Source organism: Phytoactinopolyspora endophytica (genome assembly GCF_004138495.1).
In the GTDB taxonomy this organism is placed as follows: domain Bacteria; phylum Actinomycetota; class Actinomycetes; order Jiangellales; family Jiangellaceae; genus Phytoactinopolyspora; species Phytoactinopolyspora endophytica.
The window spans coordinates 212,627-224,237 of record NZ_ML142852.1 but is presented as its reverse complement, the minus strand read 5'-3'; the positions used below and the strand labels follow the sequence as shown (position 1 = coordinate 224,237).

At 66.1% G+C, this 11,611-nt stretch carries 10 protein-coding genes; 3 read left to right on the top strand and 7 right to left on the bottom strand.

What is annotated here, in order from left to right; genetic code table 11:
- Positions 1-888 (bottom strand): EamA family transporter RarD (gene rarD, locus ELR45_RS09435; RefSeq protein ID WP_165367632.1); only part of this gene is annotated, 888 nt, incomplete at its 3' end.
- A 100-nt stretch (positions 889-988) separates the two neighbouring features.
- Here rarD and ELR45_RS09430 point away from each other — a divergent pair.
- The gene (locus ELR45_RS09430; RefSeq protein WP_129665406.1) at positions 989-4,642 is read left to right on the top strand and encodes a hydantoinase B/oxoprolinase family protein; all 3,654 of its coding nucleotides are present in this window, start codon (positions 989-991) and stop codon (positions 4,640-4,642) included.
- The gene (locus ELR45_RS09425) at positions 4,633-5,376 is read left to right on the top strand and encodes an endonuclease/exonuclease/phosphatase family protein (RefSeq protein ID WP_129665404.1); all 744 of its coding nucleotides are present in this window, start codon (positions 4,633-4,635) and stop codon (positions 5,374-5,376) included. The genes ELR45_RS09430 and ELR45_RS09425 overlap by 10 nt, the downstream gene beginning before the upstream one ends.
- Before the next feature lie 7 nt (positions 5,377-5,383).
- On the opposite strand, the gene ELR45_RS09420 is transcribed toward ELR45_RS09425, so the two are convergent.
- The 5 genes from ELR45_RS09420 to ELR45_RS09405 form a co-directional block, all read right to left on the bottom strand.
- Complete coding sequence (locus ELR45_RS09420) at positions 5,384-6,304, bottom strand: metal-dependent hydrolase (RefSeq protein ID WP_165367631.1); 921 nt, start codon at positions 6,302-6,304, stop codon at positions 5,384-5,386.
- Complete coding sequence (locus tag ELR45_RS34870; RefSeq protein WP_165367630.1) at positions 6,301-6,519, bottom strand: hypothetical protein; 219 nt, start codon at positions 6,517-6,519, stop codon at positions 6,301-6,303. The genes ELR45_RS09420 and ELR45_RS34870 overlap by 4 nt, the downstream gene beginning before the upstream one ends.
- Positions 6,512-6,802: a hypothetical protein gene (locus ELR45_RS09415; protein WP_129665400.1), complete on the bottom strand. Its 291-nt coding sequence runs from the start codon at positions 6,800-6,802 to the stop codon at positions 6,512-6,514. The genes ELR45_RS34870 and ELR45_RS09415 overlap by 8 nt, the downstream gene beginning before the upstream one ends.
- 121 nt (positions 6,803-6,923) lie before the next feature.
- Positions 6,924-7,958 carry a 2-oxoacid:ferredoxin oxidoreductase subunit beta gene (locus tag ELR45_RS09410; protein WP_129665830.1) on the bottom strand — a complete coding sequence of 345 codons (1,035 nt, stop codon included), beginning with the start codon at positions 7,956-7,958 and terminating at the stop codon, positions 6,924-6,926.
- 17 nt (positions 7,959-7,975) lie between these two features.
- Entirely contained in the window at positions 7,976-9,832 is a 1,857-nt protein-coding gene (locus ELR45_RS09405) for a 2-oxoacid:acceptor oxidoreductase subunit alpha (protein WP_240759376.1), read from the bottom strand.
- A 248-nt stretch (positions 9,833-10,080) separates the two neighbouring features.
- On the opposite strand from ELR45_RS09405, the gene ELR45_RS09400 reads away from it, so the two are divergent.
- On the top strand, positions 10,081-10,875 hold the full coding sequence (locus ELR45_RS09400; RefSeq protein WP_205856290.1) for a M48 family metalloprotease: 795 nt from the start codon (positions 10,081-10,083) through the stop codon (positions 10,873-10,875).
- A gap of 7 nt (positions 10,876-10,882) precedes the next feature.
- Here the strand turns inward: ELR45_RS09400 and ELR45_RS09395 are convergent, their stop codons facing one another.
- On the bottom strand, positions 10,883-11,377 hold the full coding sequence (locus ELR45_RS09395; protein WP_129665396.1) for a YajQ family cyclic di-GMP-binding protein: 495 nt from the start codon (positions 11,375-11,377) through the stop codon (positions 10,883-10,885).
- Positions 11,378-11,611: the final 234 nt, after the last annotated feature.

The window sequence follows — 11,611 nt, the reverse complement described above, 5'->3', positions numbered from 1 at the left end:
GGCGGCGCTGCGTCGTAGCATCCGCCGCCGCTGGTACAGCGCGTCGCCGGTGAAGATCGCTAGCGCGAGCCAGACCAGGCCGAAGCCGAAGAAGCGCACTGGTGGCACCTCTTCTTCGAAGACGAAGATGCCGAGGATGAATGTGAGCGACGGCGCGAGGTACTGGGCCACCCCGAGTGTGGTCAGCGATGCACGAGACGCTGCCGCGGCGAAGAGCACCAGCGGTACGGCGGTGGCGACGCCTGTGGCAACGAGCAACAGGTCGGTGCCGATGTCGACGTGCCCGAACGTGGCGTCGCCCTTCACCTGCAGGTAGATCAGAAACGCGAGCGCCGGGAGGATCATCACGGTGGACTCCAGCAGCACGCTCTCCACCGCCGGTACGCGCACCCGCTTCTTGATGAGGCTGTAGATCGTGAAGGTGAACGCGAGTGTGAGGCCGATCCACGGCGGCCGGCCATAGTTCACCGTCAACACGACGACGGCCACGGCGGCGATCGCTACCGCGATCCATTGCAGACGGCGTAGCCGCTCTCGCAGAACCAACACCGCGGTCACGACGGTGACGAGTGGGTTGATGAAGTAGCCGAGCGATACCTCGATCACGTGGCCGTGGTGCACGCCCCAGATGTAGGTACCCCAGTTGAGCGCGATCACGGCCCCGGCCACGCCGAGCAAGGCGTACGTGCGCCGCGGCAGGCCACGCAACTGTGCGAGCCGCCGCCATAGCGTGAGCACCAGCACGGTGACGAGCAACGACCAGACGAAACGATGGGCGAGTACCTCGATCGCGCCCGCCTCGTCCAGGAGATCCCAGTAGAGCGGGAGGAGTCCCCAGAGTCCGTATGCGCCGAGAGCGAAGGCGACGCCGGATCGGGGATAACTCACCTCGAAACACTACCGCAACATCAGCAGCGAACACGTGTGACGCCCATGACATGGAATGGTGACTGCGATGTCGGATCCCGTGGACGGATATCGTCGGGGCATGGCTGGGCGCTGGCAGTTCTGGATCGACCGCGGAGGTACCTTCACCGACATCGTGGCACGTCGGCCGGACGGCGAGCTCATCACGCACAAGCTGCTCTCGGAGAATCCCCGCCGTTACCGGGACGCCGCCGTCGCCGGCATCCGCCAGCTGCTGGACTCTGCGGGAGAACCCGCTGGTGACCATGACCGGATCCCGGCCGGGCAGATCGACGTGGTGCGGATGGGGACGACGGTCGCGACGAACGCCCTGCTGGAGCGGAAGGGCGAGCGCACGGTGCTGGTCGTCACCAAAGGTTTCGCTGATGCGCTCCAGATCGGCTACCAGGCTCGACCGAAGATCTTCGACCGGCGGATCGTCCTGCCGGAGCTCCTGCATGAGCGGGTGGTCGAGGTCGATGAACGCGTGACATCCGAAGGCAACGTGCTGCGCGAGCCTGACCTCGATGCACTCCGGAGCGAACTCCAGGCGGCCTACGAGGACGGGATCCGCGCCGTTGCCGTGATCTGCCTGCACGGCCATCTGCACCCAGGGCATGAGCAGGTGATCGGGGACCTCGCCGCGCAGATCGGCTTCCCGCAGGTGTCGCTCTCCAGCGAGGCCAGCCCGCTGATGAAGCTGGTCTCTCGTGGTGACACCACGGTCGTCGATGCCTACCTGTCGCCGATCCTCGGCCGTTACGTCAGGCAGATCGCTGACGAGCTGCCTGACGTGCGCCTGATGTTCATGCAGTCGAACGGCGGCCTGGCCGAGGCTGGGCACTTCCGTGGCAAGGACGCGATCTTGTCCGGTCCCGCCGGCGGGATCGTCGGGATGGCCCGGATGTCCGCGCTGGCCGGGTTCGACAAGGTCATCGGCTTCGACATGGGAGGCACGTCAACCGACGTGTCGCACTACGCCGGTGAGTACGAACGTGTCTTCGACGCTCAGATCGCGGGCGTACGGCTGCGGGCGCCGATGCTCGACATCAACACGGTGGCCGCCGGAGGCGGATCGATCCTGTCCTTCGATGGCACGAGGCTGCGGGTGGGGCCTGACTCGGCGGGTGCGGACCCGGGCCCCGCCTGTTACCGCAATGGCGGGCCACTCGCGGTGACCGACGCCAACGTCATGCTCGGGAGGATCCAACCGGATCACTTCCCGTCCGTCTTCGGGCCGGAGGCCGACCAGCCGCTCGACGCCGACATCGTGCGCCGAAAGTTCGCCGAGCTGGCCGACGAGATCGCGGCCGCCACCGGTGACCAGCGCACGCCCGAGGAGGTGGCGGAGGGCTTCCTGACCATCGCCGTGGCGAACATGGCCAATGCGGTGAAGAAGATCTCGGTGCAGAAAGGTCATGACGTCACGGAGTATGCGTTGACGACGTTCGGCGGGGCCGGTGGCCAGCATGCCTGTGCCGTCGCAGACTCGCTGGGTATCCGCACCGTGCTCGTCCCTCCGATGGCGGGTGTGCTGTCTGCCTTGGGAATCGGGCTGGCGGACACCACCGCGATGCGCGAGCAGTCTGTCGAGGTCAGGCTGGAACCGGTCGCGATGGACCGGCTCATCGAGGTGGCGGACGCCCTCGAATCGTCGGCGCGGAGCGAGCTCGTGGACGAGGACGTTCCGCCGGAGCACATCCGAATCACCAAGCGTGCGCACGTCCGATACGACGGGACCGATACCGCCGTGCAGGTCGAGCTCGATGAGCCGGATGCCATGGCGGCAGCGTTCGAACACAGCTACCGCCGGACGTACTCGTTCTTGATGGACCGGCCACTGATCGTCGAAGCATTGTCGGTGGAGGCGGTCGGCCTGACCGGGGCGGCTTTTGCCGGGCGGGTCAGCCCGGACCGGCTCCAGGTGGAGGGCGAACAGGGCAGCAGCATGTGGGATGACTTGGGGTTGGCTCAGCCGAAGCGGTTGCGGGTCTACACGGGCGGTGCGTGGCGGGAGGCCGCGCTGTATCGGCGCGAGCAGCTGTCAGCGGACGACGCCGTGTACGGACCGGCGATCATCACCGAGGCCAATGCGACGACCGTGGTGGATGACGGCTGGCGGGCCGGTGTGACCGTGCATGGCCACCTGAGGATCGAACGGGTGCGCGCGCGCACGGACGTCATAGGTGTCGGAACCGAGGTCGACCCCGTCATGCTGGAGATCTTCAACAACCTGTTCATGTCGATCGCCGAGCAGATGGGCGCGCGGCTGGAGTCGACGTCACAGTCGGTGAACATCAAGGAGCGACTCGACTTCTCTTGCGCCCTGTTCGACCCCGACGGGAACCTCATCGCGAACGCGCCGCACATGCCGGTGCATCTGGGATCGATGGGATCGAGCGTTAAGGAGGTCATCCAACGCCGGGTGCGAGGCGAGGGCCTGAAGGCCGGCGACGTTTACGCCGTCAATGACCCATACCACGGGGGTACACACCTGCCGGACGTCACTGTGGTCACGCCGGTGTTCGACGACGCCGGACACGACATCCTGTTCTACGTGGCGTCGCGTGGGCATCACGCGGAGATCGGCGGCCTCACACCGGGCTCGATGCCGGCGTTCAGCCGGAACATCCACGAGGAGGGGATCCTCTTCGACAACTGGCTGCTCGTCGAGGACGGCCGGTTCCGAGAGGACGAGACGCACCGCCTGCTGACCGAGTCGCCGTATCCGTCCCGGAACCCAGCGACGAACCTCGCCGACCTGAGGGCCCAGATCGCCGCCAACGAGAAGGGCGTCGCGGAGGTCCGGCGGATGATCGACCACTTCGGTCTCGACGTCGTACAGGCGTACATGCGCCATGTTCAGGACAACGCCGAGGAAGCGGTGCGGCGGGTGATCGACGCGCTTTCGGACGGTTCTTACAGCTACGAGATGGACAGCGGAGCATCTATCGAGGTGGCTGTGGCGGTCGACCGGGCGGGCCGGTCGGCGACGATCGACTTCACCGGCACGTCCGGGCAGTTGGAGTCGAACTTCAACGCCCCGACGTCGGTGGCGACGGCCGCCGTGCTGTACGTGTTCCGGACGCTGGTCGCCGACGACATCCCGCTGAACGACGGCTGCCTGCGGCCGCTGCGCATCGTCGTGCCAGAGCCGTCGATGCTGGCGCCGGCATACCCGGCTGCGGTCGTGGCGGGAAACGTGGAGACGTCACAGGCGGTCACCGGGGCGCTGTATGCCGCATTGGGCGTGCAGGCCGAGGGTTCGGGGACCATGAACAACGTCACGTTCGGCAACGAGCACCACCAGTACTACGAGACGGTCGGTTCCGGATCCGGAGCGGGCGATGGGTTCGATGGCGTCCCGGCCGTGCAGACACACATGACCAACTCCAGGCTGACCGATCCTGAGGTCCTGGAGAGCCGGTTCCCGGTGCTGGTGGACAGTTTCGCGGTGCGGCGCGGCAGCGGCGGAGGGGGCCGGTGGCGAGGCGGCGACGGCGCGGTGCGGCGGCTGAGGTTCTCCGAGCCGATGACGGTGAGCACGCTGGCCGGGCATCGCCGGGTGCCACCGTACGGCATGGCCGGCGGTGAACCTGGCGGGCTGGGCCGCAACTACGTCGAGCGCGCCGACGGCTCCGTCGTTGAGATGACCGGCAGCGACTCCGTCGACGTCGGAGTCGACGACGTCTTGGTCGTGGAGACTCCCGGCGGCGGTGGCTACGGATGTCGTTGACCTTTGCCACGTTCAACATCCGCAACGGCTGGGGACGTGATGGACTCCATTCCTGGCCGTTCCGCCGCCGCTCGACGGCGTCCACCATCACCGCGCTCGACGTGGACGTGCTCGGGTTGCAAGAGGTGTTCGGATGGCAACGCCGCTATCTGGCGCGGCGGGCACAAGATCGGTGTTGGTTCGGGTTGGGACGCGGTGGGAACGGCGGCGGCGAGCAATGTCCGATTGCCGTGCGCGGCGGCACGTTCACGGTCACCCACCATGAGACCCGCTGGTTCGGGCCGACGCCGCATGTGCCCGGGACGCAGCTACCCGGATCGTCGTTCCCGCGCATCGCGACGCTCGTCCGCTGCAAGGACCACCGTAGCGGGACGGAGTTCGACGTGGTCAACACCCACCTCGACGAACATATCGCCGACAACCGCGCCGCGAGCGTCGGCCAGATGGTGAGCTGGCTCGACCGCTCCGTTCCGACGGTGGTGATGGGCGACTTCAACGCTGTGCCGACGGATGCGCCCGTGTTCAGACCTCTGGTTGAGGCTGCGCTCGAGCACGTGCGGGTTGCCGGAGGCACCAGCCATGACTTCACCGGGGGTGCGGACGGCCGGCAGATCGACCACATCTTCGCCAGCCCGCACTGGCGGATCGAAGACTCCGCGGTCGTCCGCGAGCACCCTGGGCGTCGGCTTCCATCCGACCACTGGCCAGTTCGCGCCACTCTCTGTCTCCGCTAGCGGCTCGTCAGACCGGTTCGGTGTCCTTGGTGGGTGTGCGGCGTTTGGATGACGGTAGCTCGAAGATCGCGTGCAGTCCCGGGCCGCGCACAGCCGCCGGGACGTCGTAGCCGCGTTCCCAGAGACGTCGTCCGAAGGCCCGCCAGCACAGCCACATGAATGCGACGAAGAGGATGGCGCCGATGCCAGTGCGGATCAGCACCTCGACCCAGCCCGAGTCCGAGATGTCGTTGCCTTCGACATATCCCGGACCGCCCCAGAACGGCTCGAACGGGGTCTGAGCGTCGAACCTGGCGTAGAGGAACCAGGCGATCATCCGGCCGACGCCGTAGAACAGCAGGCCCTGGTAGAGCAACAGCAGGCCGCGCTCCGGAAGCCGGAAGGTGCGGTGCAGCCATCCCCACACCCGCGGGTCAGCGGGTACCACGACCTCGCGGAAGTACGACGGCGTGAGCGTCTTCCAGGCGAAGACCAAGGTCATGAGCAGCCAGAAGAAGTCCCAGACCCCGCCTAGGCTGCTGTAATAGGCTGCGGCGTCCCCGTATCGGCCCTCGACGGCGGCGTGCTTCCACATGCTGATCGTCACCGGCTCGGTGGAGAACGGGAAGAACAGCATCACTCCGGCGGTATCGGCGAAGTCGGTCAAGATGTGCGCCCAATGGCCGATCAACAGCCCGAGCGCCCACGAGCGACTTTTGGTGATGGCCAGCACCGCAACGGCGAACGCGACGCCGAATAGCAGTGAGTGGGAGAACCCGACGCCCGGCCAGCCGCGGTGAAAGGCGGCCGGATCATCCGCGGCATAGACGAAGGTCTTGGTGAATGTGTCGGGCAGCTGAGTACCGATGACGACGGCGAGGAAGGACGCCTTGGTGCCGACGTGTTTCTGGATGAAGTACAGCTCGAACTCGTGCGCGGCCCAGCTCACCGTGACGTCCTCGTCTTCAGCTTCCGCAGCCCGGCAGCCGCCGCGGTCGGGATGATGTACAGCGTGAGCAGCAGAAACAGCGGCCCCATGACCCAGTTGAGCAGCACCGTCTTGGTGAAGTAGGCGATGACCACGTAGATGATCAGCGCCGCGACATACCAGCCGGCGCTGATCCGTACAGGTGGAGCGGACGTCGTCGCCGGAGTGCTAGACAACGGCCCGAGCCGGGGTCAGGCCGGCCGCCGGGTGGGGTAGAGCGGCGGGGTAGGCAGCCGGCGCGATATGCGGCTCCCGGACCGGCGGCGGACCGAGGACGCGGTCCGGATCGAGGCCCATCTCGCTGAGGAACTCCGCGTTCGCCCGATGCGCGGCACGACGCCGCTCGAACGGGTCTCTTCCGGTCAGACGCTCGAAGAGCCGAGTGGCGCCGCCTCGGACGAGCATGACGCCCGTCGCCCCCTGAACAACCGCCGCTTCGGCAGCCGTGTAACAGCCCATGCACATATGCACGTACTGTACACACGTCGGTGACGCCGATCAGACCCGCATGGTCCACCGTAGCCGGATACCGATCAGCTCTCCCTGCGCCACTCTGCTGCCGCTGAGTGCCTGATGGACGTCAGTCGACCGTCCAGGTGTCGTTACCGGTGACCAGCGCGGCCAGGTCTCCGGCGCCTTGGGTTTCCACCGCTTGATCGACCTGATCGTTCATGAGGTCACCGTAGGTAGGACGCTCGACCTGCCGGAAGATGCCGATGGGTGTGCGAGCGAGCGTGCCCGGATCGGCGAGGCGGGAGAGCGCGAACGCGCGGCTCGGGTCCGCGGCGTTCGCGTCATGGACGATCACGCCCGGGTCGTCTCCGGAGCAGATCTCCAGGCCGGACGTGGCGGGGTTGCGCCGGATGCCGTGCTCGTCGTCGGTGCCGAAACGGACTGGCTCGCCGTGTTCCAGCCGGATCATCACCTCGTCGCGGGTATCCCGGTTCTTGAGGATCTCGAACGCGCCGTCGTTGAAGATGTTGCAGTTCTGGTAGATCTCTACCAGCGACGTGCCTCGATGCGCCGCAGCCGCACGTAGCACCGACGTCAGATGCGCACGGTCGGAGTCGATCGTGCGGGCAACGAACGTGGCTTCCGCGCCGAGAGCCAGCGATACCGGGTTGAACGGTGCGTCGAGCGATCCCATGGGCGTGGACTTGGTGATCTTGCCCTGCTCGCTCGTGGGCGAGTACTGACCCTTCGTCAGACCGTAGATCCGGTTGTTGAACAGCAGGATCGTCATATTGACGTTGCGACGCAGGACATGGATCAGGTGGTTGCCGCCGATCGAGAGCGCATCCCCGTCTCCGGTCACCACCCACACGGACAGGTCAGGGCGCGATGTCGCAAGGCCGGTAGCGATGGCCGGTGCCCGCCCGTGGATGGAATGCATCCCGTACGTGTCCATGTAGTACGGGAACCGAGACGAGCATCCGATGCCGGAGACGAAGACGATGTTCTCCCGTCTCAGGCCAAGCTCCGGCATGAATCCCTGCACAGTGGCGAGGACCGCGTAGTCACCGCAGCCGGGGCACCAGCGGACCTCCTGGTCGCTGGTGAATTCCTTCTTGGTCTGTGCGACGTCGGTGGTGGGCACACCGTTCAGCCCTGGCATGCCCAATTCGGTTGCGGTCACAGCTGATCGTCTTCCTTCATGATGACGTCGGCCAGTTCCTCGGCCTTGAACGGGAGCCCACGGACCTGGTTGTACCCGATGACGTCGACCAGGTAGCGCGCCCTGAGCAGCATCGCCAGCTGGCCGAGGTTCATCTCGGGCAGCAGCACGCGGTCGTACCGGCGCAGCACGTCCTCGGTGTTGGCCGGCAGCGGGTTCAGAAAGCGCAAGTGGGCTTGGGCGATCGAATGCCCGGCGTTGCGGGCTCGGCGGACGCCGGCGCCGATCGGGCCATAGGTGGAGCCCCAGCCGAGCACCAGAAGCCGGGCATCGCCGGTGGGGTCGTCGACGTCCAGCTCGGGTACCTCGACGCCGTCGACCTTCGCCTGGCGGGTGCGGACCATGTGGTCGTGGTTCGTAGGGTCGTACGAGATGTTGCCACTGCCGTCGGCTTTCTCCAGCCCGCCGATGCGGTGCTCCAGACCTGCCGAGCCGGGTACTGCCCACGCGCGGGCCAGCGTCCGCTGATCACGTAGGTACGGCCAGAACTCGGCGTCGTCGTTGCTGCCATGGTTCGGGTCCGTAGCGAAATCCGCTTCGATGACGGGCAGCGAGCCGACATCCGGGACGGCCCACGGCTCCGAGCCGTTCGCCAGGTAGCCGTCGGAGAGCAGAAAGACCGGAGTCCGGTACGTGACCGCGATCCGAGCCGCCTCGATAGCGGCATCGAAGCAGTCCGACGGCGACGACGGGGCAACGATCGGCACCGGTGCCTCGCCGTTACGTCCGTACATGGCCTGCAGCAGGTCGGCCTGCTCGGTCTTCGTCGGCAGCCCGGTGGACGGGCCGCCACGCTGGACGTCGACGATGATCAGCGGCAGCTCGAGAGAGACGGCGAGTCCCACTGTCTCCGACTTCAGCGCGACTCCCGGTCCGGACGTGGTCGTGACGCCCAATGACCCGCCGAACGCCGCACCGAGCGCGGCTCCGATGCCGGCGATCTCGTCTTCGGCCTGGAAGGTACGGACGCCGAACCGCTTGTGTTTCGAGATCTCGTGCAGGATGTCCGACGCCGGCGTGATCGGGTAGGAACCGAGGAAGAGCGGCAGCTTGGACTGCTGGGACGCCGCAATGAGTCCGTAGCTGAGCGCCAGGTTGCCGGTGATGTTCCGGTACCGGCCGACCGGCATCGGCGCCGGCTTGATCTCGTAGGAGACCGCGAAGTCCTCAGTGGTCTCCCCGTAGTTCCACCCTGCCTTGACCGCGGTGATGTTCGCGTCGCGGATGTCGGCTTTGGTGGCGAACTTGGTCTGCAGGAACCGGACCGTGCCTTCGATCGAGCGTCCGTACATCCATGACAGCAAGCCCAGGGCGTACATGTTCTTGGAACGCGACGCCTCTTTCCGGCTCAGACCGAACGGCTCCAGAGCCTTCATGGTCATGCCGGTGAGATCGAGCGAGTGCACCTGGTAGGAGCCCAATGTCCCGTCGTCGAGCGGGCTGGTCGCGTAGCCGACCTTCTTCAGCGCCCGGGCCGTGAACTCGGCCGTGTCGATGATGAGGATCGCACCCTTGGGTACGTCAGGCAGATTGGCTTTGAGGGCAGCCGGGTTCATCGCGACCAAGACATCTGGTGCGTCGCCCGGCGTGAGGATGTCATGATCGGCGAAATGCAACTGGAAGCTGGATACTCCCGGCAGGGTGCCCGCCGGGGCGCGGATCTCAGCTGGGAAGTTCGGCAATGTCGAGAGGTCGTTGCCGAACGACGCTGTCTCCGCGGTAAACCTGTCGCCAGTGAGCTGCATGCCGTCACCGGAGTCGCCGGCGAACCTGATCACCACACGATCGAGTTCGCGGACCTGTTTCGCCGTCACGGCGTGTCGATGCCTCCTGGATGATGGCGCCCGGTATGAAGGGCGCACTCAGAAGCCGCGCCGACGGAAGCAATTCCGCTATAGCCCCGCCGCGTCCGGCTCCTTGCCGGGTAGTGCTCTCTTCTCATGGTAAGACAACCCTTACTCGTTGACTCGTTCGTCCACAGCGTGAGAGGGCAGGGGATTATTCCGCCCGGAACCTCGCGCACCATCTCCGACGTTCGGCGGGTGTGCCTAGCATGCTCAACGTGCACAGCGTTCGTGCGCGTCGGAACCTCCTGAGGACTATCGTTTTTCTCGTCGTCCTGGGGCTTTCGGCGCTGTTCGTCGCGTCACGTTTCGGATCCGTGGGCTTCTGGCTCGGGGTCGTCCTCGTAGCGGTGCTAACTGTCTACGTCTGCACCCGCGCCGGCGAGGTGGCTATCCGGGCCATGCGGGCGTACCCGGTCGGCGAGGCGGAGCAGCCCGCGCTCTGCCGGTTGGTCCGGGACCTCACCGCCCGGGCGCGAGTCCCCATGCCGCGGCTGTACGTCAGTCCGACCAGGGCAGCCAACGCACTCGCCACCGGGAACGGCCCGAGCCGTGCCGCGATCTGTGTGACGGAGGGAGCACTCGACGTACTGGATGAGCGTGAGCTGCGCGCCGTCATCGCCCACGAGTTGGCACACATCCGCCGTCGCGACACGTTGCCCGGATCGATGGTCGGCCTTGTCTCCCGTGCCGCGATGGTGATTCCCGTGTTGGGCGTGGTCGTGGTGTACGCCACACGGCTGGTCGTCAGCGGGTCCCGAGAGTTCGAGGCGGACCAGGAAGCGGCGCGGATCACCGGGGAACCGCTCGCACTCGCCGGCGCCTTGCGCAAGCTGGACGCCGCGCAACGAGAGCTGGTGCTTCCCCCGGACGCAGGCGTCGTCGCTACCAGTCATCTGATGATCAGCAGCCCGCTTGGGCAACCGCGCGGGGTGTGGCGTCTGTTCAGGTCGCACCCGTCGACCGCGGAACGAGTGGCACGGCTGGAGGGCCTGGCCGGCTACCGTCGCTGATGAGGCGTCAGCGACGGTTGGTGAATTGGATGGCGAAGTCGAAGTCCTGATCGCGCAGGAGCGCCATGACGTCCTGAAGATCGTCCCTCTTCTTCGATGAGACACGCACCTCATCGCCCTGAACCTGCGTCTTGACGCCTTTCGGGGCCTCGTCACGTATGACCTTGGTCACCTTCTTGGCCTGGTCCTGAGTCAACCCGTCCTGGAGGCTCGCGGAGATCTTGAACTGTTTGCCCGAAGCCCTGGGATCACCGGCGTCGAGTGCCTTAAGGGAGACCTTCCGCTTGATGAGCTTTTCCTTGAACACGTCCAGGACAGCGAGCACCCGCTCCTCCGCGCTGGCCTCCATCTCGATTCCGTACTCGCCGGACCACCTGATGGCTGCTTCGGTGCCTCTGAAGTCGAACCGCTGAGAGATCTCCTTGGCCGCCTGGTTGAGTGCGTTGTCCACTTCCTGGAGGTCGACCTTGCTGACCACATCGAACGAAGACTCGCTTGCCACCTGTTGCTCCTTCTGCGTTCATACCGGGCGTCCGGGCGGATGCTCCAGGCACGATGACCGGTGGGGCAGTGACGTCCGGAACGCCTCGAATCCGGGTTGCTGATGTCCTCAGGTTATGAGGTATTCTCTCATCGGTCCGGGTTAAACCCCGGGTCACGGCAGGTTGCCCGAGCGGCCAAAGGGAGCTGACTGTAAATCAGCCGGCACAGCCTTCGTAGGTTCGAATCCTACACC